Consider the following 23,961-nt stretch of genomic DNA (forward strand, 5'->3'; position numbering starts at 1 on the left):
GGGCAGATTGATCTGCCCCGCCTTTCTTCAATTCATATTTTTTTTAATTGGTACGCCTTTTTGCCAGGAGCTTCTCCGTAAAATTCACATCAAAAAAATGAATGATGGGTCCCAGACCAAGTGCTGACACCAAAGTTCCTAAGCCCACAATGCCTCCTGCCAGGAAACAAATCAGAGCACAAAGCGCATCCGTAAACATCCGGTGCCAAAAATAAGATATTTTAGGGAAATTCTCTCTCATAATCAGGGACAAGCTGTCGTAGGGAGCTACTCCCACCTTCGATGTCTGATACAGGGATACCCCAAAACTGCATACCACCACGCCAATTGCTACGATAACCACTCGCTGCCATAACAAATGAGGTTCGCCGAACAGAGATAGCCAATTATTATGAAAGAAAGTAGCAATATATCCTAAAAGAATTGCGTTTACGAAAGTCCCGACTCCAATAAACTTTCGTCCTGTTATGAATTCGATTACAAACAATAGCAGGTTCAATAAGATCAAAAAATTCGCATATGTTATACCGACGCTCTCTGCAAGTGCCATTGCCATACCGCTGAAGGGATCATTCCCCATGCCGGACAGCTTGAAAATACTAATTCCCATGCCCAGAAATACATTGCCGATAATCATAATAAGCAATCGTTTTTTATCGACGTTATGAATATATCCCCTCATATTGTCCATCCTATTTTCATATTAAAAATGCAACTTACAATAACGACGTCATTATATCATATTTTCTTGATTGGGATTGGAAAGAAATACAAAGACTACACAGAAAGGAGACGATTAAATGAAGGACGACAAGAAAGCTCCGCTTGATGGACGCGGCCCGGGTGTTGATCCTATAACCGAACCCGATTCAAGCCTGGCTGGCGATATGGGAGCAACAGGTAAGCTGGAAGAAATCGTGGGTGCTTTGCAGGGCGACGAACCAGAGATCACAGCTCCCGGCATTTCTCCTGATAAACAAAAAAAATACAGAAACAACGGACTGAACATTGTTTGAAGGGAACACAGCTTATTATTGCTTATTCCAGGAAAGAGCCTGTCCGATAATATTACAGCTAATGAGGTTACAGATAATGAGATTACAGATAATGAGGTTACAGATAATGAGATTACAGATAATGAGGTATCCCGTTTTTTATAGTTGTAGGATTCGGGATTCTTTGTTGTCTAATCAACTTTCCTAAAAAAGCAACTTATCCGCAGACAAGTCGCCTTTTAATACTTTAATGTCAACACCTGTATCAATTCCAAAACGTCCCACAACGACTTCCTTCTCCCGGTCATCCAAAATATCGAGATTGCGATAAATCTTACTCTTCTCGATCTTAAGATCTACTTCTTTAATGGCATCATCAGCTTCGGATCCGAGGATATCGATGAGTGTAATTTCATTCCCTTCCTTGTTCGTCCCAATTGGATCGTCAGAGATACGCCTTTCCGTGTTTTCTTCAAAGATCTAAGGTGCATTAGGATTTCATTTTCAATACAACGAGCCGCAAATGTGGCCAGCTTTGTCCCTTTGTTCGGGCGATAGCTCTCAATGGCTTTGATCAGTCCAATAGTTCCGATGGAAATCAGCTCCTCCATATCTTCTCCGGTGTTATCGAATTTTTTGAGGTTGTGGACACGAACACGATACTATGTCATTAACAGAGTACCTATATGGTGATTTAATACAAACACATTTCCGCCATTCGGGGAAAAGCGGATATGTTCCCGTGAGACTGCCTAGCACTCTACTTCAACCTAGATATTGTGCACCATGGAGTGAATCTCCAGATAACGAGATATATCTTAGATAGGAACTAGCCTAATGCGGTTTCGCATCAGGCTAGTTTGGTTTTTGGCAGCAGTAGCGGAGGTATTTGTCCGGCTTGGACCTTCTGAAAGGTCGTTAGATCATAAATCTCATGTTTCCCCCAATAGTATATTGTTCACTACATCCACAGTATATACCGGAAGGATTTCTAGTTACTAAGCTCAGGATAAACCTCTGGTAGCTCCATTTTCATGTTCTTATAAATATATTGCTCTGTTTCTTCTACACGTGTTGAAAAATAGATTTTATCTTCTCTTTGTCTTTCCTGTGGAGATTCATTAATTAATAATACGTCTGTATATATCCTAAACAAAAAGAAACAATTAAAAAAATTCTTAATATCGTATGACATAAACTAAAAAGTTTCCACTTTTTAATTTGTCTGTGGACTATTAATCCTCAAATCAGATAATCAAATACTTAATTATGATTGGGTGAGAAGAGGTTATATGCAAGAAATGATCTAAAAAAACACCCTATGATTATTAGTCACAGGGTGGCTGCAAGTATATTTCAATTTTTTCTTCAATTTGTTCTATGACTCTACAAAAAGCGAGTTCAACAGTACCGCCTTTTCCTTTTATTATGTTTTTTTATGAATCTAAGGCTTGAACAACATAGCCATGACTTAATTCCTTATGTTCTAATAACCTATAGGTGAAACTAATTTCTTAGCTGTTTTCTAGCTTGCATATTATCTAGAATATTTTCAAAATGCAAGAGTATCATCTATTGATAAAACAATAAACATGCCTTACATTTTACAATATAGGAAATCACTCCTCAGTATATTTCATGTTTGATATAGAAGTGACAAAATATCGGCTGCCTCTTCGTTGACTAATTCTTGTTTTTCACGTTCAGTTGGGTTAAAGGCTAATCTTTTAAGATCAGCTTCCATCTCCGATAATACAGATTTCGGTAGATTTATAACCAACTTTACAAGTATTGAATATTTCCAACAGTCATCATCAGAAGCGAAAATTTTCCTGAGATGAGGAATTAATTCACTGCCTAACGGAAGCAGCAACTTCCCAATTTCTTTTGTAGTAGGCCAATTTGCATCTGCAGTCCACTCTAATAAATCAGGAATAATCGGTTTAATTAAATTTGTATCCAATGCTTTTAATTTATTTACTGACTCGATATCCATTTTATCTTTCGGGATTAATCTTTTGATATCCATCTTTATCCTCCTACCGAGAATATGAAGAAAAGTCTATTGAAATAACTAGCCGCGGCTCCATCCTTAAGCCTGAATTTTTTTCAACACTTCCTTAGCAGCCATCTCAACTTCTAATTCCCTATCTAATGTAGTTGGCGTTTCAACAAGCTTGATTAAACTGACTTCTAGTTCAATAAGAACTCCAATAGGAAACTGAGGCAATAAATATTCTAAAACATTTAATTTCCAATCACTTTCCTCCCCTTCGAATATCCTATTGATGAAAGGAATAAGTTCCTTATCAAAATTAAGTAATAACTCCACAACATCTTCAAATATAGGAAAATTCCTATCCTTTAAATATATCGATAACCCTTCAATCAGATCTAAAAGATCATTTTTATTTAATTGCTTTAATTTTTTAATACTCTCATAATCCATTTTACTTAGAGGTAAATTTCCCATAATTGATAATACTCCCTCTTTCTTCACTGCCTCTACCGTTGTCATAACCGCTTTATTATTGTTGGCCATAATATAAGTAAAAAAGGAGACCCCGTTTTTATCAGTTACTGGCCTTGGAGTTAACTGATACAGAAGATCTGTAAATAATTACTCCTTCTTTAACTCGATTTTTATGGGCTGCGTCAACCACTAAACTTGTCGCCACAATGGTCCACGCTATTTGGGTTAACCCCTTAATTATCGAACTAGAAGAACTTCCTGGAAAAGGTAGAGCAACTTCATTTCTTAATATGACTGCTCCAGCCACATACAATTCGAGACCACCAACATGGCTTTTGTTGTTTCATAGACTTGCTTTCTCAATTCAAATACTTACTTTGCCTGACCTTTCTGCCGCTGAATTAGAGTAACAAGGGGTAATGTCACAATGTTCATGGTTATACCAGTGGACGAATAGAAGTACCAGTTCTCTAACTTTCAATAATTTAATTTTTCCGACTTTTCAAATCTCCTATGAAGATTTGATTAGGGCCAGAAGGGTCATATTATCGGTAACTGTTTTATCAATTAAATCAATTCCCTTAGCAAAACCGTAAGAATTGAGTCGAACCCGTAATGCTTGGGTAAATTAACCATTTAGATTAAATATTCAAATAAACAAAATCTTCATCGCTATTCTTGTCATGATGATTAAAGTAAATTTTTGTTGTCGCGGGAGATAATCCAAATTGTATCCCATCAACACTCGAGCCCACAAATAAGTGGTGGAGTGTCTCTTCAGCAACTAGCCTTTCCTCGTTGTTCATTCTAAACCATCTCAATTAAAATTGAACGCCTATTTCCTTCTGAATTATTAGAAAACCACGATTCAATTCCTTAACTGAATTTGTCATTCAGCACATTCTTGATTCGACTTAACGCCTCAGTTGAAACAATGCTGAATGGTTCTGACGATGGTTGCTCACCGTCTAGGACTTCCTTATAACTTGTCGGAGCCCCTAAATTTCTTAGCAAGTTTAAATATATTCCATTTTATTTATCTCTTCTAGCGTGTTTTTCTCTGACATCCAATAACCCGACTTAAATGGAAATCGGCTAAATATTATGTTGTAAATCTCACTAACAAAACTTTCATTGTACGTTGAGCACGGAAAAGAATAATGTACTGAAAAATAAGGTGGCATTGAAGCAACTCATATTTGTTATTATACTTTATACAATTTTACTATTTATATAAAATTCCTCTTTTTGGGACGAGAAGTTTCTAATGTATCTAGAAGATAAACCATCTTTAGTATGTCCCCTTGACGCGGAGCCTCTATGGGCACGATTACTTGCGAATAGCAGCAAACCGCAAGTGATTCGCCTGGCATAACAGCCTATTGTACCCACTTCTCCACGTAAAGTTATTCAATGAGGCTTATTTATGCTTCTTCCATTATAGTTAATAAAGCCATAAAGGACTTCTCTTTTCCCTTAGAGTAAACTCAATAGTAACCATCGTGCGTATAAAAGAACTCAATAATTATTACAACGGCATTAAATGGGTTAAGTGTGTTATTGGTTAAATGAAGGTTTCATTCGGCACTGGTAGCCCCACAAAAAAAGAACTGTTGAAAGGTATGATGCACTATCAAATTTGATAACCTGTTAGCTTTCAAGCTTGCATCTTAGTATTTCTTCAGCGATTACCTCACATTCTTTGAGAGATTTCTTGAACTTTTTTCCAAAACTTTCGTTAAATACATTAAAAATCTCTTTAGCCAATGTTTCTGCTGATTCAGAATTTATATCCGCTATCATAATCTGTTTTGATTCAGATTGATATTCGTCCTCCAATAATGGGTATATTTCGATTGGGTTCCATTTGTTGATTATATCCATAACTTTTTCCATATATTCCCTCACTTATTTACCAAATAGAGATATAAACCTATATTTAATTTGAAATGATATCAATCTTGTTTCTATTTGACTAATTTCCCTAAAAAATATAAAAAACCTCCAACCCCGTATATGCGGCTTCGGAAGTTATTCATTGACGCTGCATTTCGCAGTTACTCTAAGTACAGAATCCCAAAATCACAGCTTCTATGAAAATCTGGTTTGTTCGAATGAACTTTGCTCCATGTTCCAAAATGCGGATAGGTCGTATCGTCGCCGCACTTGTAAAAGTTACCTCTTATCCTTTTTCCCGGTACTACCCGAAAATCCGAAAAATAAGATTGTACCCAAGCCCATGAGATCGAAAAGCTTAATTCCCAATAGACTTCTCCTTTAACATTGATTTGATCCGTGGTGCATAGGACGTGGAAAAGTGCCGGATTGATAGTGATTGGGAAGCGATCATACCGATCCGCTCCTATCTGCAAGAGAATTGCGCCATTCGCATTAAATTCGAAATTCATATAGCGCTGGTCCGAATCAGGAGTAGGCTGAAAAAAGAACTCGATGCAGCTATCCTTATACACGGGATCATTCATGTTTCTATATGTTCGTATTGGATTCTTTTCGTAAACCTTAAACTGAAGCTTCAGATCCTCCTGACTGTAATTTAATCTTGCTGTAACGACCGGGTTATACCCTTTAAGCCATTGATACTGCTTGATGATCTGGACTTCTTCTGTATCTGAACCATCCGTCTGATTTGCCAGGCGGGAAATTACTAAGGTTTCTAATTTTCTTTCCATGGTTCATTCCCTTCTGTTCGGAATCCCACTGGGGCTAACACAGCAAAACAACCCCATTAATTAACTTGATTATTTAGATCCGCCGCGATTCCCCGGTTTCCAATACGCAGTTTCGATCCCCGAGATTTCGCACGGCCGTCTGCCGTTACCTGTATTGGAGGATGAAGGAGACCGCCCGCTCTATATCCCTCTCGGGCGCATCCTCCCCGTATCCGCTCTCCTGCAAGGCGGCCCTTCCTCTCGCCCAACGGAACCTCCTGGAATATGGCTCCGGAGCTTACAAGCTCTGCAATCCGTTGATGATCCAGCGGCTGGTACCCGACGGCACCGTATACATCCCTCGGTTCGAGCAGCTGATGTCGGATGCCGTCCTTCACATGGGTGTGGACGATATAGTCCTTCAGCAGGTGTACACCATGCACCGGACCATCCCCTGTTACCATCACCATGTTGGCCCACCATTATTTCGCGCAAGGTAACGTAATTCCTTCATGAATCGCCCGGTCGGCCAGGAGAGCGATCTCCATCGCCCGGCAAGCATCCTCCATTGCCGGTATAGCGGGCAAGTTGTTCTCCAGCATGGACAGGAAATAGTCCAGTTGGGCACCCGTAGGCTTCACGGAGAAGTCCATATTGATCTGCCGGAACGTTCCTTTCCGGTGGTCTTCGACCTCGACCAGATTTCCCAAATGCTGATCCTCTCGCGGTCGATCGTTCTTGTAGATGATACGGATCCGGCCTGCGGGTCCGATGAATTCCTTCCGGTTATCAGTCGGAATCCCCTTGCCCCATCCCGTCTCAAAGTAGCCGATGGAGCCGTCCGACAGACGGAGGGTCATTAGTCCGTAATTGTAAGTGTACGGCGGGACTTCTTCATAGAGACGCTGCCCAATCCCGTTGACGCTTACCACGTCCGCCCCTGTAGCCCAACGCATCACATCGATATAATGAACGCCGCAATCCACGATCGGCGAGACGTCCCGGAGCAGGGACAATTGGGAAGCCCAGTTTTTGGAGGGCTTCAATTGGGATAACCGGATGACCAAGGGGAAGCCGATAGCGCCCTCCCGGATCATCTTCATAACCGCCTGGTACGTGGTGTTATGGCGAAGGATGTGACCGATCAGGACCTTGGTTTTGGCTCCACGGGCCAGCTTCATGAATTCCTGCGTTTCCCGTGCATTGCCCGCCATCGGCTTCTCGCATAGGATATGCTTCCCTGCAGCGAGACAATCTTTTGCGATCTCCAGATGGGAGGACGGGTACGTGGCGATAATAACCAGATCCACATCGTCACGCTCGATCAAGGCCCGGTAATCCGTGCTCCAACACTCGGCTCCGTATTGGTCTGCCACTAAGGAGGCCCTGTCCCGGTTCCAATCCACCACGCCGATCAACCGGACCCGCTCCTGTCGTGATATCGCGTCCAAGTGGAGAGAGCCCATATAACCGCAGCCTATCACGACCGCCCCGTACCTTTTCATGATGCATCCATCCTATCCTTCTCACTCGCGGAGGTTATTTTATGTTAATCCAAGCTCCATGTTGGGAGAAGCCGAAGTCTCCCTACAGCGTCTAGTCTTCTTGGGTATTGATGATTTACCATTCTTCATGCATATCCTTCTACTACATTTGTATTATACCGGATTAATACAGAATAACTTTTATCCAGTTATGATACCTTGTTACCTTTATTATATAAGAATGATGGATAGTTTTATTTAGCTAAGAAAGTTACTTTTTGCACGATTCCGTTATTCTGTCTAATTCTATGTAAGGGAGCTGTCCCGCTATGAACCCCCCCCTCTCCAACACCGGTCCGCAAGCGAGTCTCCTTCCAGGAGTGGACTCCCTCCATTATGCGCAGTTCCAGAGGGTCGCACCTCGCTTGTTCCCGGGAAGGAGGCCGTACGATTTCGAGCTGCTCTATGTATGCCATTGCGATGGAGGAGCGAACCTACATGGTGTTACCCGGGCAGCTTATCGTTCTGCGTTCCGGCATCTACCACCGGAAGGCAAAGGAGGCTGATCCGACCGCCAAACTGATCGGGATCACGGTGAATTGCAGTAGGTAGAAGCGCAGAACTTAAAATCTTGCGGTACGTGAGTACCGTACGGGTTCGCCCCCCGCCCTCAGCAGCTAAAAAGATAATTTTCAGAATATGTTTTTATGTTCATTTATCCCAACTACTTGAATTAACAAAAAAGCAACTCCCTTGTTGGCAAGTTGCTTTTAAAACACTCTATAGTGAATCTTTATTAATTTTCAAAATTACCCTCTAAATTCTACTGCTTCGCCTTATAAAACTCATAATACAGCTTCATCAGCGCCCTTTTTTCTATTCTCGAAACATAACTCCGCGAGATCCCCAGTTCCTTAGCAATCTCCGCTGCGTCCGCTCTCCCCCCCGTATCCAATCCAAACCGCCCAACGACAACTTCCTTCTCCCGGTCATCCAGAATATCAAGGTTACGATAAATCTTACTCTTTTCGATCTTCAGATCTACTTCTTTAATGACATCATCAGCCTCGGAGCCAAGGATATCGATGAGTGTAATTTCATTACCTTCCCTGTCTGTCCCAATTGGATCGTGAAGGGATACGTCTTTACGTGTTTTCTTGAGCGAACGTAGGTGCATCAAAATTTCATTTTCAATACAACGGGCAGCAAAAGTGGCCAGTTTTGTGCCTTTGTTCGGGCGATAGCTCTCGATGGCTTTAATCAGGCCGATGGTGCCGATGGAGATCTGATCCTCCATGTCTTCTCCAGTATTATCGAATTTTTTGAGGTTATGGACACGATATGATGTCAAAAATAATTGCTTATTCCTCGCTATATCATCAAACTGTAAGGCCTATTCCTCCGAATCAAGCATGCGTAACAGCACATCTCTCATATCCCCAAGATTGATTCCCTCTGCATTACTGAGCAGAATGACCGCTGTCCCCTGAGACATATCTCTCCAAATCTCAGAAGAGAAACCATTGATAGCCCCATTATGTGCGTACACCATCCCCATTAGATCGGGTATCCCCCATCCCAATGCGTATTCATCCAGATTCGGTTTGCGCATCGCTTCCCATGATGCATCACTGATGATTGTCCCGTTCTCGAGCCCTAGAAGCCATTTATAAAGATCTTGTACGGTGGAATATATACCGCCAGCTGAATAAGGGACGGTCATATCGATAGGCCGGGCTATCTCAGAGATGTCGGGAGTAATAAGTGAATACCCAACAGCAATATCTGTATGGTTGTTGTCTTTTGTTAAATAACCTGATCTTTTCATATCGAGAGGTGTAAAAATATGCTCATTCAGATAGTCGCCATACGACTGTCCGCTAACTTGCTCAATCACGGCACCTAGCAGCACATACCCGGAGTTACTGTAAGAATATCGGCTGCCCGGTTCAAACTCTAGTGACTTGTCTTTGAATTTGGCAATTAGATCGTCAACGCTAATTTTAATGTTTATTGATTTTAGAAAATCCGGGGAATTGGTATAATTGGGGATCCCGGATGTGTGGGTCAACAAGTGGTAAAGTGTGACTCTATCATTAGGGTAATCCTTAATATATGTATTTACGGGGTCGTCGACACTCAGCTTACCGGCCTCTTGAAGCTGTAAGATAGCTGCAGCGGTAAATGCTTTAGTAAGCGAACCGATTTGATGGATAGTATCTCGTCCATTAGGTAGGTTATTATTATAGTCCGCCATATTGTATCCCTTGGAAATTATAACCTTGTTATCTTTGACGAGAAGCACAGATCCCGAATAGTTCTTGGACATATACTGATCAAGCTTTTCTTCAAAGGCATCCTTGTGGACTATTTCATTCGCTTGCGGCAGCGTATCATTAATACTGTTGACACTGTTGTCTGAACAGGAAACCAGTACAAAAACTAAACCGAAGATAGCAACGAATTTAAAATAATTTGACAAAAGAATCCCCCCCTAAATACATTGATTTCTGCTTTTAATAAGCAATCTGCTATCGAGTTCCCATCAACTTTCACCTTAATATACCGTACGTAATGCTAGAATTCACGTTCCAATTATGTAAAAAAAATCGCCTCGCAAGCATAAGCTTGCAGGGCGATTTGGTAGATATTTCTGGACTACACGCTGAAGATACAGTTCCTATTCCCTTACCGCTTAGCCTTATAAAACTCATGATAAAGCTTCATCAGCGCTCGCTTCTCTATCCGCGAAACATAACTCCGCGAGATCCCCAGTTCCTTAGCAATCTCCGCTGCGTCCGCTCTTCCCCCCCGTATCCAATCCAAACCGCCCAACGACAACTTCCTTCTCCCGGTCATCCAGAATATCAAGGTTACGATAAATCTTACTCTTCTCAATCTTCAGATCGACCTCTTTAATGACATCATCAGCCTCGGAGCCAAGGATATCGATCAATGTGATCTCATTCCCTTCCTTGTCCGCCCCAATCGGATCGTGCAGAGATACATCTTTACGAGTCTTCTTCAAAGATCTTAGATGCATCAAAATTTCATTTTCAATACAACGGGCAGCAAAAGTGGCCAGTTTTGTGCCTTTGTTCGGGCGATAGCTCTCGATGGCTTTAATCAGGCCGATGGTGCCGATGGAGATCAGATCCTCCACGTCTTCTCCAGTATTATTGATTTTTTTGAGGTTATGGACACGATGTGATGTCAAAAAAATAAACCAATTACAGCTTTACTATTATCAATAACAATTAATTGATCAATCAACTCTAAGTGAGATTATTCATACTTGTTAAATTGCGTCTAGCAATATCCTCGGTTTCAATATGATAGCCACCGTTTTTCACACGTAGAGCAATACATTCAATATTTAGCCGAACATCAGCTAGTCCCACATAAAACACAATAATTTCAAAGCCTTGTTCCTTTGCATCCCTCATCTGCCTTATAACGTTACCACCCGCTAAAGTGGTTTCCACAATGAAATCCCACTTATTCCAGATATACTACCTGGATATTCTTATGGCTTCTTTCCCAGCAGATACTTTACTCTTTTCAGGATGTCCATTATTGATCTTGCGGACTCGTGCATCTGGAATCATCAGTGATTCTGCTTTATGCCATTCTCCCATATAGAAATCTTCCACTTTCATGAAATGAAAAACATAATATTCTCCGTTAATTATTAGCTGTTCCTCTTCTTTTTGATTTCGTGAAATTAAAGGTTTTTGATGATGCAGCCGGATGATGATACTCAATATCCTAAGGCCCCTAAAACCTAACATATAACGTTATCTATTTAAAATAATAGTTTACATATACATCACATAAAATAATTAAAAGAGCAGTTTTTTCCTTTTTACAAACTCAAAATATATTAAATTCATAATATTCATTGACTGAAACAAATACTAGTGTTATATTTCCTAACATTAAATAATAAAATACATACAGGAAAAGGAGATTACGCACATGAATAAGTTCAAACGTCTACGTGCAACTAAAAGAGAGCATTCTGGTTCCACCCGATCTGAATATTCACCTGCAAAAAAAAATTGGAGTAAAAAGCAATTTATAGCTACTTCAATTGTGTTATCTGTTATTGCTACGAGTGTAATTCCGTTCCAAACAGCTGACGCTTTAACTAGAGTTACTTCAGAAAGTGGCACAGTATGGGAGATTCACGATGTTTTTGCTCCTAGCTTAGACACAGGAAGTTTACGTACAGTTGGTGCTACACAAGTACAAGGTTTCGGCAATATCTTTGTTAAAGTGTCCTCGCCTTCAGCTCCGCTGATGAATGGTCAAATGATGCGTGGGTTTGACTTGAAATATGACGGCGTTAATAAGTTTACTTCGGCTCAATCTGTAAATCTAGGAAATGTAACTGTAACACGTGAGGTGTATGTGGATACTATTCATAATCGAACGAGATTCTTTGATACTTTCACTAATAAAAATGATGTGGCAATAAAAGTTGATGTATCATTCGGTGGCTCTTTAGGATATGGTACAACAACAAATGCTTCAGTAGTTAAGGCAACCTATTCAGGCGATCTAAAGGTAACTACAGATGATTCATGGATTGTTGTAGATAGTAGCGCCAAAAACAATAAGCCGCTAGGCGTTGCAGTGGGATCTCCAAAGCCGTTTGATAATGGATTAACCGGTCTAGGTAATCAGCAACAGGATCCATTCACAATACCCTTAGCTGAGTATGGAAATGAAGCGAATTTCTATGGGTTCATTAATTCACTAAATATTGGGCCGGGAGAATCGAAATCCCTAGTAAATTATGTACAAGTTGGAGAAGCTGGTGAAGAAGGGTTGAAAAATCTGGTTGCTATGCTAGATGGACTTAATAGTCTGCTGGATGTAACAGGATTAACAAACGCACAAATTCGGTCAATTAGCAACTGGGATATATCTGCTATAGAGGGACTTGATACTGGAGATCATCTGGTTATTCCAAATGCTCCTGCACCTAAAGAATTAGTAACTTCATCGCCGTATGATGTTAAGAATAAATCAATTGCAGAAATGCAGCAGGATATGATTACTGGCAAAACTACTTCTGTACAAATTACTCAAGCCTATTTAGATAGAATCAAGGTATACGATGAGGGACAATTGGGATTCCATGCATTCCTGCATGTATCTGAAACTGCGCTTAACCAAGCAAAAGCTGCTGACGATGCCCGTGCACAAGGTGTAAAAGGTGATTTATTGGGTATTCCAATTGCGATAAAAGATATTTATGATACAAAGGACATGCCTACTACCGGTGGCAGTAAAGCTCTTGAAGGCTGGCAGCCTGATTCTGATGCATTCCAAGTGAAAAAACTGCGGGAAGCTGGAGCTATAATTATTGGTAAAGTAAACACTTCTGAGTTTGCTAACAGCGGAAGCTTTAGTGAAAGCGGCTGGCAGCAAACATGGAATGCACTCTATCCATCGAAAACATCTTTTGGCTCAAGCGGCGGGTCTGCAGTATCTGTTGCAGCTGATTTTGCAGCAGCAGCAATGGGATCGCAAACAGGGGTATCTCTCTATGCACCAACTACAGGCGCTAGCTTAAAAAGCTTCCGGGGTACAGACGGTATGGCAAGTACTACAGGTGTACTGCCACTCACTTGGGGACAAGATTATGCAGGTCCCATTGCTAAAACAGTAACTGACCTAGCTATTATATTGAATGCTACAACGGGTACGGACCCACAGGATATTTTCACGGTCACTGCTGATGCAGATCATAAGCGTCCAGTGGATTGGAAAGAATCTCTGGATGTTAATGCATTGAAAGGAAAGAAAATTGGATACATTCCTGCATCCTTTGTATCTGCATATGCTGATGATGATACTGGACAGGCAGTGATGGATAAGTTCTCAGAGCTTCAAGCAGCGGGTGCGACAATGGTTGAAATGTCAGCTGTACCATCAGGCCCTAGTCGTCCTTCAGGTATTAATGGATCTACTGAAGGTTGGGCACGTTATATTGAGCTTCATAAGGACTTCCCTTATATTGATGGAGCAAGTGTACTAGCTTCAGATAAGGTGCTTATCTATAATCAAAGAGGATATAGTACTCCAACTCGTATGACTGAACAAGCTGTACAAGATTACATTAAGTATAGAACCGACTATAAGGAAGTTATTAAAAGCTGGATGGACGCGAATGGTGTTGATGCTGTTGTTTATGCAGGTTTTATTAGCGACGTATATAACAATGACGCAGCAGCTTCTCAATTAAGTTCAGACCGTAACACAGGCGTATTAACCTCTACTATGGGTCTACCTACGGTAGTTGTTCCTGTAGGAACGAATGACAGCGGATATTCTATCTCTATGCAACTGGTTGGTAGAGCATGGGACGATGCAAAAGTTTTAGGCATGAGCTACGCTCTTGAGCAACAAAGTCAAGCTAGACTACTTACAACATTTGCTCCAACACTTCAATACGTTTCAAACTCTACTAATCCTGATCCAAACACAGATAATGGACCAACCCATCCAAATACTGGAGGAGGTACGGTGACACCTCCAGCAATAACAACGCCTATAGAAACACCGTCACCTGCAGAAACAATAACACCAGCAGATAAACCGAAAGTTGTTAGTTTTGTAGATACAATGAATCATTGGGCAAAAACAAGCATTGACGCACTAATTGCTAAGGGATTATTGACGGGGTATTCCGATGGAACATTCCGCCCAAATTCAGGTTTGACTCGTGCCGAAGCAATTAAAGTAATTGCAACTTACATGGGCCTTGAAGGACAAGAAAGTAACTTTATAGATGTATCTCCAACTCATTGGGCGAATAAGTTTATTGGTGCAGCTGCTGGATCAGGCTTGATGAACGGATATAGTGACGGAAGATTCCGTCCAGATGAGAAGATTAGTCGTGGTGAATTAGCCGCACTAATCACTCGAGCTTTTAAGCTAACAGGTACTGGAAACACATCATTCAAAGATGTTACAAGAAATGCATGGTATTATGATTCCATTGATGCACTCGCATCCAATAATATTATTACAGGATACGCAGACAGTACATTTAAGCCTGAAAAAGATATTACTAGAGCAGAGTTTGCAGCAATTGTTTCCAGATTACTAGGAACTATTAATTAAAAGAAATTCAATTAAAAATGACAGAGTACTCGAGTAACCACGTTTACAGAAAGGGCCATCCCGAAAGGGATGGCCTTATAACTTGCCGTTACAGATAGTGCGATGAACCGTACCACAAGTAGAACGAAAAGACTTTTTTTGGATTATGGAAAGACGGTCTCGTTTATAGCAGAAGTTCCCTCTGTAAGTCGTTTGTTCCTAGCGGGACTATCACTTTTTATGGCGGAAAAGTAGAGTTAGGGACTGTATGCTAGGGGACTAGCGGTCTATGAGGCGTCAGATCTTACGGTTGGTAATCACACTATTACTGCAAGCTACAGCGGCGATAATCACTATAAAGATTCTACAAATAGTTGGCTACAAAACGTGAATAAAATATGGTCTCAAATCAGTATGAATATCTTACAATCTACTATGGTGGGGGCTCGGTCGATGTACAAGTCGGTACACTCGGCATGTCATCCCTACTCGATCTTACTCCATCCAGCGCCTAGAAAATTATTTGCTCATATAAACATTTTCATATTTATTTCCTCATTGAGTTCCTGGAGACATTTGAATATTCCTTCATGATCATCATGCTCTGAGTTTCCTTGACACTCACTCCCCGACCCGAAGATCGGTTTCATCCGTATGAATCAGCGGTTTTCGTAACAAAGTGGAGCGAATCTCCCGTTTTGGCCGCTAGCACCTTTATGATATATTGTTATACTCTATGCGCTGGAACGCAAAAGAAGACAACTTCTACTGAAGGTGCTCCTAGAGTGTCGATAAAGTCCAATGAAATAGTTAGGGGAAGATGAGCTGCACGGGAATGACGGCATTCTTAGGTGAATATATATTCTCTATTTGTTCAAGTAACAGCTTTACGGCTGTACGTGCCATTTCCTGTTCATCCTGCTGTACATAAGCTACGAATGAAAGATGTGGATTATCGAAAGATAGCAAATCGATATTTGAGTGATTGTTGAGACGGCTGATAGCGGCCGATGTAAGGCGTGCGGTTTCTTCGGTTAAGGAGAAAGCTGCCGAAATTCCACTATGCCCCTGCAAGAAGTCGCTTACATAGTCCAATGCTTGCTTACCGCGTAGAATGTCGAGAGGGATGTGACACCACAAGCTCTTGTCGATTGATATACCTCGATCTGTGTACGCCTTCTCGAAGCCGAGCGTGCGATCCTCGATGGCTGTATTGGCATTCTCAGGTGAGATGAGCGCAATCTGATGATGACCCTTGGATAGCAAATGTGAGACAGCCTTATACGCACCGCCGTAATTGTCTGATGTAATCGTGTATGTCTCAATGTTGCGCAGGTAGCGGTCGATGAACACACATGGGAATTTATCGAGCGACAGACGCAGTAGTGATTCGTTGTACTTCTCATCTTCTGTTGGAAAAACGATCAGTCCCTTCACACCGAGCCCCGTTAGTGTACGAATGGCGTTCGATTCGATAGAGGAGGACTCTCGCGTGATGCTTAGTACCATGCTAAGGCCAGCTTCAGACAGGAATTGTTCCGTGTAGTCGACGAGCTTCTGAATGACACGGGTTACCATCGTCGGAATAATGAAGCCGATGAGCGGCAAGGACGACGCGCTGTGTGGAGATAATGGAGAATCAATGCTAGAAACATCAAGACTAGAAGAGACGAATGTGCCTTTGCCTTGTACGCGTATAATTAATCCTTCGTCAGCTAGCTGGGTTAAGGCGTTTTTGACGGTTATTTTACTTACTTTGAATTCGTCCATTAATTCTTGTTCAGAAGGGACGCGGTCCGTTGGCCGAAGCTGCCCAGATTTAATTTTCTGTACAATATCTTCTTGAATTTGCTTGTAGAGCACCAGCTTTTTCAAATAAGTACATCTCCCTTAAAATTTAATGATTTTTATAATCAATTGGTTATATAAAATATATTACGTATATATTATAATGCAATTTATAAAGCGCTTACAATACAGAATTAGGAAATTTATTACGAAGGTGTCTTTTCATTGAAAGGTTAGAATCATGTTAAGAAGGTTGGTAACGAGACGTATTAAAACCGCTTAAATTAACAGAAGTGACCAGTCACCCAGCATCTCAAATGAGTAACAAAAAAAGAGAGGATGACGAACAAATGAAAAAACGCATTACATTAATCTCCATCGTTACAATCCTTATGATGTCACTAGTTTTGTCGGCATGTAGTAAGTCTTCCAGTTCATCAACGGAAACACAGCAGTTAGGCGCTGATGCCGGTGAGAATGCAACAGAAATGTCATTTTGGACATTCGTAGATTTGCATGGCAAGCATTTGGATAAAATGCTGGGGTTATGGAACCAACAGAATCCAGACAAACAGATTAAGTTGAATGTAACGGTTATGCCTTACGATGATATGCACAACAAGCTCTTATTGGCAGTTACAAGTGGAAAAGGTGCTCCTGATATTGCGGATATCGAGCTTGGTCAGTTCCCTAAATTCTTGGAAGGGGACAACGTTCCACTGGAGTCTTTGAATGATGTATTTGCACCATACAAAGACGTTGTCGTTCCCTCACGTGTCGATATTTACTCCAAAGCTGACCAGGTTTATGGCTTTGATTATCACGTAGGTGCTACGCTTGCTTTCTACAACACGGAAATTCTCGAACAAGCAGGTGTTGACTACAAGATGATCAAAACTTGGGAAGATTACAATCAAGCAGGTATCAAGGTTTATGAAAAGACTGGTAAGTACTTAGGTACTGCTGATACATCCGCTACGTGGCAAGCCTCGCTGTTACTTGCTCAGCAAAACGCTGATTTTACAGATGAAAATGGCAATCCAAAAGTTAACTCCCCTGAGATGATTAAAGCGTTTGAAATGTTAGTTGACCTGCAGAAGAATAATGTTATTCATACGATCCCAGGCGGACAACCCGACACAGAAGAAGCAAAAGGCGAATACAACAAAGGCAACTACGCAAGCGCATTGATGCCTGAGTGGTACATGTCCCGCTTTGTAAACGAAATGAAGGACCTTAAAGGTAAGTATGCAATTGCTCCATTGCCTGTATTCGAAGAAGGTAATCCTCGTTCCGTTGGCTTAGGCGGTACTGGCACAGTTGTTACTAAGACTGGTAAAGACGTTCAGTTGGCAAAAGAGTTTGTAGCTTTTGCTAAGCTTTCGAAAGAAGCTACTACTGAAATTTGGAATACACTTGGATTTGACCCAATCAATATGGAAGTATGGAAAGATGAGGCTGTAACGAAAAACCCTGATAACGAATACGTCCAGTATTTTAAAACAAATGCATTTGATACTTTGAATGAAATCAAAGACGAAATTAGAGCTATCAAATCCGTAAAAGCTTCACCGACGATCGGCAATGTGCTCAATACGGTTACTCTGAATGCGATCTTTGAAGATGGCCAAGACGTGAAGGAAGCTCTCGATGAAGCACAGGCAGCAATTGAACAAGAATTGAAATAAAAATAATAAGTAACTGGTTATGATTAAGCCTGTCGGCAAGAATGGTGCTCGGCAGGTTTAGTCATAGTCAAGGGAGAGTGGGATTATGATAAAGAAATTTGTATACTCTCAAAAGGTTGCACCTTATGTATTTGTGTTGCCATTCATAATCATATTCTTGATATTCTGGTCTTATCCACTTGTAAATTCATTCGTAATGAGTTTTCAAGATAGGATGTTGGGACAGGATCCAAAATGGGTTGGTGAAGCGAATTATTCGAAGTTATTCACAGATAAAGTGTTTTTGATGGCTATTAAAAATAGCGTTGTATACATGCTAGGAACCTTAGTGCTGTTAATCCCTTTCCCAATGTTATTTGCAGTTATGATAAACAGTAAGTTAATGCTGGGGAGGGAGTTTTTTAAATCTTCGTTCTTTCTTCCTGCATTGACATCTGTCGCAGTGGCGGGTACTATTTTTCGCCTAACATTCGGCGAAATGGATGGTTCATTAATGAACAGTTTTCTAGGTCTATTTGGTGTAGAGCCTACTAAATTCTTGAAAGATGCAGATTGGAGTATGGCTGCACTATTAATTCTTGCATGTTGGCGATGGACAGGTGTTAATATGCTGTACTATCTATCTGGTTTGAAAAACATTGACAATGATTATTATGAGGCTGCTTCAATTGACGGGGCATCTGCTTGGCAGAAGTTCAGATCGATTACAATGCCATTATTGAAGCCGACCACGATATATGTTACGACAATTAGTGTTTATGCAGGTTTGGCAATGTTTACCGAGAGCTTAATGATGTTTAACGGTAACAATTCACCGAAAAATATTGGCCTAACTATAGTGGGATATTTGTATAGACAAGGAATTGAGAAGAATAAGCTCGGTTACGCTGCAGCAGTTGGTATCGTTCTATTAGTCATTGCTATGATTATCAATTTAACGCAGTTGAAATTTAGTGGAATGTTCAAAAAGGAGGAGGATTAAAATGGACACTAGTCAGATGAAGAACAACTTAATTGCTAGAATAGTCATAATTAGTACCTTTATTATACTATTCGTTATAATTATGGTTCCATTCTATGCAGTGGCCCTCTCTTCCTTTAAACCAGGTGAAGCTTTAATAAGATATGGTCTTAACTTAAGTTTGAATTTTGAAATAATGAGTTTTGATAATTTTATCTATTTATTTACTGGACAACATGATTATTTTGTATGGTTTTGGAACAGTATGACGTTAACAATCATTCAGGTTGCTTTGACACTGTTTGTAAGCGCTTTTGTTGCATATGGTTTTGCAGCGTATGATTTCAAAGGTAAGAACTTCCTCTTTATATGTGTGTTGCTCATTATGATGGTGCCATTTGAAATATTGCTGGTTCCTTTGTACAGCTTAATAAATGATTTGCAAATGGTGAATAGCTATTCGGCAATCATTCTGCCGGGTATAGCTAATGCCGGGACGATATTCTTCTTTAGGCAATATCTCAGAAGCATACCAAAAGAAATTATTCAATCTGGGCGAGTTGATGGAGCAAACGAATATGCGATATATTTCAGAGTGATTATGCCGATTATGAAGCCTTCCTTTGCGGCAATGGCCATTCTGAATGGTATGAATAGCTGGAATAATCTATTGTGGCCATTCATGGTGTTGGGAGATCAAAATAAATATACACTGCCAATCGGTTTAAAAACATTGTTAACTCCTTATGGGAATAACTATGACCTTCTGATCGTGGGCTCCTTCTTCTCCATCATTCCAATCTTCATATTGTTTATCGCTTTCCAGAAATATTTCATTGATGGTATGACTGCGGGTGCTGTTAAAGGTTAGTATCTATTACTTATGAAATAGGTGATAAGATGGGAGTCCAACAAGAGGAGTTACGCGTCATTAAACCATTGATCGAGCAACGAGCTGATCCTTTTATATGCCGACATTCAGATGGTTATTATTATTTCGTTGCCTCGGTTCCAGAGTATAATCGGATTGAAATCCGTAGGGCACAGGACCTTGAAGGGCTTATTACATCAGCTCCTGTAGTGATCTGGAGAAAGAGAGAGACTGGCATTCTTAGTGCCAATATTTGGGCGCCAGAGCTGCATTTTATTGATGGAAAATGGTACGTATATTTCGCTGCCGCGCATACGTCGGAAACGACAGAAGGCTTGTTCGACCATCGGATGTATGTACTGGAGAATGAAAATACAAATCCGCTCGAAGGCAGCTGGACGGAAAGAGGACAGGTTCGTACCGCGTGGGAAAGCTTCTCCCTCGATGCCACTACCTTTGAGCACAATGGTAGCCTCTATTTCGTATGGGCACAAAAGGATCCGGAAATCGAAGGCAACTCTAATCTCTACATATCTAAAATGAGCAATCCGTGGACGTTGATTGGGGCGCAAACGATGATTACGATGCCCGAATATGACTGGGAGATCATCGGGTATAAAGTGAACGAAGGCGCGGCATTTGTTCGCAAAGATAATCGGGTATTCCTCACTTACTCTGCTAGCGCTACTGATTTCAATTATTGCATGGGCTTGCTTGAAGCCGATGCGGACTCGGATTTGCTCGATGCTGCCTCATGGCGCAAGTCGAAAGTACCGGTTCTCACGACTGATGAGAGCATCTCGATGTATGGTCCTGGTCATAATAGTTTCACGGTGTCAGAGACTGGCGAGAAGACGCTGTTTGTGTTCCACGCAAGAACGTATAAGCATATTGTAGGAGATCCGCTATACGATCCGAATCGCCATACATTTGTAGCGGAGCTGTTGTGGACGGATGACGGCAGACCTGATTTTCGCGGCTCTGTTGCGGCACTTGCACGTTCTGTACAATACGAATAGATCTGCAAGCGCCTTACAAAATTCTAAATGGATTTAGTTGACTTATGTCGTACATGGGGAAGCCTTTATAATTAGAAATAAAAACAAGTACCCATCCAATCGATGGGTACTTGTTTGCAATGCAATAGAAGTGATGAATTACGTAATGTTGTACTAACTATTTGGTGATCGGTATAGACGAAATAGTTAGTACAACATTACTGATTGGCTAAATGTGTTGCTACTGTCATGAGTGTCATGCTAAGTTAAAAACAATCTATTTCATGAAGCAATAATCAATACGATGTGGGTAGTACAGACATAATAGTGATGTGGACGGAATCCTGTAAATGGTTCAAGGAACAAATCAACATCTTATATTAATCGTGTTAACGTAAATATATGTATTGTATGAAAGTGGGTATACCTATTGGATTCGAAGCTAGCAGCATATATAACATTAGTTTGTACTTCGGCTGTTCTGAATTTGTCTATACTTGTCTTTACTTATTGGAGGAGACATTATTATACAAATATCGCTAATTTGTTCATGTGGAATACATTAACTTCAATGATTTATTGCTTTGGTTATGCCTTTAGCTTAACATCGACTTCGTTAGAACAGCTTAGATTTTGGAATATTGTACAGTATGCAGGGATGCCATTTTTCCCTCCGTTAGGATTAATGTTTGTCATGCAATATTTGGGTTATAAAATAACGAGAAAAAGAATAATCGTGCTACTTACAATGCCTTGTATTACTTTTCTCATCAATGTAACTAATGAATCCCATCATTTTTACTATAGAATATATGATATCCATTCGGTGCTTGGGGCTCCATATAGTGAGATTGAGTATGGGGCATGGTTTGCCGTACATAATATTTACATTTTCTGTTGTATGTTAGCTGCGCTCTTATTGCTGCTTTCACGCTGGAAGGAAACCGTTAGTGTATATCGATCTCAATTATTTGCCCTCATCTGCGGTCAACTGCTTCCAATAATGACTGCATTTTTATTATTCATAGGAGTGACACCCGATGGTATCGATCCTGTACCCATGGTTATTTGGTTTTCTTCTGTTTTGTACCTTTGGTCTATTACCTCCTCTCGAATGTTATCAATAATGCCAATTGCGAAGGAAACGATCTTTAATAGTATGAACGATGGTGTCATTGTGCTTAATGATACCTATCAATTAATCGAATATAATCAAGCTTGTAAAAGTATGTTTAGTGAATTGGATCGATCAACGTTAGGGCAGCCATTTGATCAAGTTTGGTATATGCTAACGGATCAATCATTCCCTGTTCAATTAGATTCGATCTCAGATAAATTGAATGTTACGATTCATCAAGGTAATTATATATATCAGCTACGTATTTCTATGCTTCAACAATCTAATAATAACCCTGGCTTACTAATTATATTTACGGATATAACAGAGCTACATACATTACAACAAAAGTTAGAGCATCAAGCCTATTATGATGATCTTACACAAATATACAATCGTCGTGCCTTTTTCCAGAAAAGTGAGCAAAGCTTAATGAAAGCAAAGGGTGAATTATCATCCTTTGTGATTATTCTATTTGATATTGATTTTTTCAAAAAAGTGAACGACACTTATGGGCATCAAACCGGAGATCAAATGCTAGTACATGTGGCTCAAATATGTAAGGCTGAGATGGGAGAACATATACTATTTGCTAGATATGGTGGTGAAGAATTTGTACTCGCTTTACCTGGTTATACACTAGCGGAAGGGGAAAACTTCGCTAATTACCTTAGATTTTGCATTGAACAGAAGCCTCTAGTTGAAAATGAAAAATTGGTAACGATCACCTCTAGTTTTGGGGTATCCGTAACGACAGGAGCTGTGGAGGAAACAATCCATCAACTTCTTCATAAAGCTGATGAAGCACTTTATGCTGCCAAAAGAGCTGGTCGAAATCAAGTGCGGGTTTTTAATGAAAAGTACGAATATGTGGAATAGTACAGCAAATTAAAATAGAGGCGTACATCGGAGCCGTGCTTAGTTTAGTAACTTGGTGGATTGAGAGCAAAATGCCTATCAATCAAGAAGAAATATACTTATGAGTGACTGTTTCAACAGGATATAACAGTCAGTTATTCTGATATTGAAGGATCATATGCTAGTGATGCTATTAGGCAATTTACAGAAAGAGGAATTGTAAACGGTATAGGTATGAGAATTACCTGTATTTCGCTCTATAGATGTTACGGTGAACCGTATCATAAGTAGGGTGAACCTTATCTACACAAAAAACGACTCATCCTTAGACAAGTCGCTTTTCAAGTTTTATTATTAATGGATTATTACTGTGTAATTGTCATCAGTCCTACCGCTTCGCCTTATAAAACTCATGATACAACTTCATGAGCGCCCTCTTCTCTATCCGCGAAACATAACTCCGCGAGATCCCCAACTCCTTGGCAATCTCCCGCTGCGTCCTCTCTTCTCCACCTGTATCCAGCCCAAACCTACCCACCACAACTTCTTTCTCTCGGTCATCCAGAATATCAAGATTACGATAAATCTTGCTCTTCTCAGTCTTCAGATCCACTTCCTTGATCACATCATCCGCTTCCGAGCCAAGGATATCGATCAATGTAATCTCGTTACCTTCCTTGTCTGTCCCAATCGGATCGTGGAGGGAAACATCCTTACGTGTTTTCCTCAAAGATCTAAGGTGCATCAGGATTTCGTTTTCAATACAACGAGCAGCAAAAGTGGCCAGCTTTGTGCCTTTGTTTGGACGATAGCTCTCGATGGCTTTAATCAGGCCGATCGTGCCGATGGAGATCAGATCCTCCATGTCTTCCCCAGTATTATCGAATTTTTTGAGGTTGTGGACACAACACGATGTCATTTAGTTAAAGAGTTTTTTGGTGAC

Annotated in this window: 19 protein-coding genes and 3 pseudogenes; 7 read left to right on the plus strand and 15 right to left on the minus strand. The window is 40.6% G+C overall.

Annotated features, from left to right (window positions below):
* Window positions 1-43: 43 nt before the first annotated feature.
* Window positions 44-682, minus strand: coding sequence for a YczE/YyaS/YitT family protein (locus ACQKMP_RS07445; RefSeq protein ID WP_076284368.1), 639 nt, complete (start codon window positions 680-682; stop codon window positions 44-46).
* A gap of 118 nt (window positions 683-800) precedes the next feature.
* On the opposite strand from ACQKMP_RS07445, the gene ACQKMP_RS07450 reads away from it, so the two are divergent.
* Window positions 801-1,016, plus strand: a complete 216-nt coding sequence (locus ACQKMP_RS07450) for a hypothetical protein (RefSeq protein WP_427469092.1) — start codon at window positions 801-803, stop codon at window positions 1,014-1,016.
* A gap of 237 nt (window positions 1,017-1,253) precedes the next feature.
* Here the strand turns inward: ACQKMP_RS07450 and ACQKMP_RS07455 are convergent.
* From ACQKMP_RS07455 to ACQKMP_RS07510, 12 genes and pseudogenes are all read right to left on the minus strand, one after another.
* Window positions 1,254-1,642: pseudogene (locus ACQKMP_RS07455) on the minus strand (sigma-70 family RNA polymerase sigma factor); the annotation flags it as partial.
* Between the two features lie 989 nt (window positions 1,643-2,631).
* Window positions 2,632-3,024 (minus strand): DUF5071 domain-containing protein, encoded by a 393-nt coding sequence (locus ACQKMP_RS07460; protein WP_427469093.1) that lies wholly within the window; start codon window positions 3,022-3,024, stop codon window positions 2,632-2,634.
* 63 nt (window positions 3,025-3,087) lie between these two features.
* Window positions 3,088-3,513: a DUF5071 domain-containing protein gene (locus ACQKMP_RS07465; RefSeq protein WP_427469094.1), complete on the minus strand. Its 426-nt coding sequence runs from the start codon at window positions 3,511-3,513 to the stop codon at window positions 3,088-3,090.
* Window positions 3,514-5,118: 1,605 nt separating this feature from the next.
* Window positions 5,119-5,364, minus strand: coding sequence for a DUF1871 family protein (locus ACQKMP_RS07470; RefSeq protein WP_042185845.1), 246 nt, complete (start codon window positions 5,362-5,364; stop codon window positions 5,119-5,121).
* A gap of 161 nt (window positions 5,365-5,525) precedes the next feature.
* On the minus strand, window positions 5,526-6,158 hold the full coding sequence (locus ACQKMP_RS07475; RefSeq protein WP_042185843.1) for a carbohydrate-binding family 9-like protein: 633 nt from the start codon (window positions 6,156-6,158) through the stop codon (window positions 5,526-5,528).
* A gap of 145 nt (window positions 6,159-6,303) precedes the next feature.
* Window positions 6,304-6,613 (minus strand): annotated as a pseudogene (locus ACQKMP_RS07480) (sugar phosphate isomerase/epimerase); the annotation flags it as partial.
* A 6-nt stretch (window positions 6,614-6,619) separates the two neighbouring features.
* Window positions 6,620-7,642, minus strand: a complete 1,023-nt coding sequence (locus tag ACQKMP_RS07485) for a Gfo/Idh/MocA family protein (protein WP_427469095.1) — start codon at window positions 7,640-7,642, stop codon at window positions 6,620-6,622.
* 802 nt (window positions 7,643-8,444) lie between these two features.
* Complete coding sequence (gene sigK / locus ACQKMP_RS07490; RefSeq protein ID WP_427469223.1) at window positions 8,445-8,996, minus strand: RNA polymerase sporulation sigma factor SigK; 552 nt, start codon at window positions 8,994-8,996, stop codon at window positions 8,445-8,447.
* Window positions 8,997-9,014: 18 nt separating this feature from the next.
* Window positions 9,015-10,103: a serine hydrolase domain-containing protein gene (locus tag ACQKMP_RS07495; RefSeq protein ID WP_427469096.1), complete on the minus strand. Its 1,089-nt coding sequence runs from the start codon at window positions 10,101-10,103 to the stop codon at window positions 9,015-9,017.
* A 206-nt stretch (window positions 10,104-10,309) separates the two neighbouring features.
* Window positions 10,310-10,820: pseudogene (sigK, locus tag ACQKMP_RS07500) on the minus strand (RNA polymerase sporulation sigma factor SigK); the annotation flags it as partial.
* Between the two features lie 76 nt (window positions 10,821-10,896).
* On the minus strand, window positions 10,897-11,106 hold the full coding sequence (locus tag ACQKMP_RS07505) for a hypothetical protein (protein WP_379422850.1): 210 nt from the start codon (window positions 11,104-11,106) through the stop codon (window positions 10,897-10,899).
* A gap of 27 nt (window positions 11,107-11,133) precedes the next feature.
* Complete coding sequence (locus tag ACQKMP_RS07510; RefSeq protein WP_427469097.1) at window positions 11,134-11,385, minus strand: hypothetical protein; 252 nt, start codon at window positions 11,383-11,385, stop codon at window positions 11,134-11,136.
* Between the two features lie 214 nt (window positions 11,386-11,599).
* Between ACQKMP_RS07510 and ACQKMP_RS07515 the strand changes: the two genes are divergently transcribed.
* Window positions 11,600-14,758, plus strand: coding sequence for an amidase family protein (locus ACQKMP_RS07515; RefSeq protein ID WP_427469098.1), 3,159 nt, complete (start codon window positions 11,600-11,602; stop codon window positions 14,756-14,758).
* Between the two features lie 789 nt (window positions 14,759-15,547).
* Here the strand turns inward: ACQKMP_RS07515 and ACQKMP_RS07520 are convergent.
* A complete protein-coding gene (locus ACQKMP_RS07520) occupies window positions 15,548-16,612 on the minus strand; it encodes a GntR family transcriptional regulator (protein ID WP_076125373.1) in 1,065 nt (354 codons plus the stop codon).
* 263 nt (window positions 16,613-16,875) lie between these two features.
* Between ACQKMP_RS07520 and ACQKMP_RS07525 the strand changes: the two genes are divergently transcribed.
* From ACQKMP_RS07525 to ACQKMP_RS07545, 5 genes are all read left to right on the plus strand, one after another.
* Window positions 16,876-18,213 carry an ABC transporter substrate-binding protein gene (locus ACQKMP_RS07525; RefSeq protein WP_042185834.1) on the plus strand — a complete coding sequence of 446 codons (1,338 nt, stop codon included), beginning with the start codon at window positions 16,876-16,878 and terminating at the stop codon, window positions 18,211-18,213.
* Between the two features lie 85 nt (window positions 18,214-18,298).
* Entirely contained in the window at window positions 18,299-19,195 is an 897-nt protein-coding gene (locus ACQKMP_RS07530; protein WP_379422857.1) for a carbohydrate ABC transporter permease, read from the plus strand.
* 16 nt (window positions 19,196-19,211) lie between these two features.
* Window positions 19,212-20,045 carry a carbohydrate ABC transporter permease gene (locus ACQKMP_RS07535; RefSeq protein WP_042193441.1) on the plus strand — a complete coding sequence of 278 codons (834 nt, stop codon included), beginning with the start codon at window positions 19,212-19,214 and terminating at the stop codon, window positions 20,043-20,045.
* Window positions 20,046-20,074: 29 nt separating this feature from the next.
* A complete protein-coding gene (locus tag ACQKMP_RS07540; protein ID WP_427469099.1) occupies window positions 20,075-21,064 on the plus strand; it encodes a glycoside hydrolase family 43 protein in 990 nt (329 codons plus the stop codon).
* A gap of 409 nt (window positions 21,065-21,473) precedes the next feature.
* Window positions 21,474-23,039, plus strand: a complete 1,566-nt coding sequence (locus tag ACQKMP_RS07545) for a histidine kinase N-terminal 7TM domain-containing protein (protein ID WP_427469100.1) — start codon at window positions 21,474-21,476, stop codon at window positions 23,037-23,039.
* 367 nt (window positions 23,040-23,406) lie between these two features.
* Here ACQKMP_RS07545 and sigK (ACQKMP_RS07550) read toward each other — a convergent pair whose 3' ends face one another.
* Window positions 23,407-23,937 (minus strand): RNA polymerase sporulation sigma factor SigK, encoded by a 531-nt coding sequence (gene sigK, locus ACQKMP_RS07550; RefSeq protein WP_427469101.1) that lies wholly within the window; start codon window positions 23,935-23,937, stop codon window positions 23,407-23,409.
* Window positions 23,938-23,961 lie beyond the last annotated feature (24 nt).

Origin of the sequence: Paenibacillus sp. NPDC101420 (assembly GCF_050277435.1) — a bacterium.
Taxonomy (GTDB): domain Bacteria; phylum Bacillota; class Bacilli; order Paenibacillales; family Paenibacillaceae; genus Paenibacillus_AQ.